The sequence below is a fragment of the Pseudomonas sp. RA_35y_Pfl2_P32 genome (assembly GCF_963970735.1).
Classification (GTDB): domain Bacteria; phylum Pseudomonadota; class Gammaproteobacteria; order Pseudomonadales; family Pseudomonadaceae; genus Aquipseudomonas.
Map to the genome: position 1 here is coordinate 1 of NZ_CAXAQF010000369.1, position 436 is coordinate 436.

The window sequence follows — 436 nt, forward strand, 5'->3', positions numbered from 1 at the left end:
GGCATAGTAATTCGAGGCATATTTGTCGCCGCCCACGCCGATCGGTGGCTTGGTGCCGCCTTTGGCTCCCTCGGCACCCTCACCGGTGCCGACGCGCTTCTGCTCGGCCTTGGGGACCAGCCGTGGGCCAGTCGGCTCGGGTGCGGCCTTGCTGCCGCCAAGCAGCCCGGCATGCATGGCGAACACCGCGCCGCCGACGCTGCCGCCGACGAGCACCAGCCCGCCGACGCTGAGCAGCAGGATCTTCATCATGCCGCCCTTCTTCTTGGGCGTTTCCTTGGTGGCATCACTCATGGTTACTTTCCTTCATCTTTAGGCGAGGCGGTGGTCGACGGGATCGTCAGTGGCTTCGGAGCGCGCGCGGGGCGGCGTTCGCGAAGGTTGCGGGGTTGGGCGCGGCTGCGGGGCGGCACCGTTGCCGCCGCCCGCGCTATCG

1 protein-coding gene is annotated in these 436 nt (G+C 68.6%); it reads right to left on the reverse strand.

Going from position 1 to position 436, the window contains the following annotated elements; genetic code table 11:
• The coding region (locus AACY45_RS28745) for a hypothetical protein (RefSeq protein WP_339548867.1) at positions 1–294 on the reverse strand (294 nt) is incomplete at its 3' end.
• Positions 295–436: the final 142 nt, after the last annotated feature.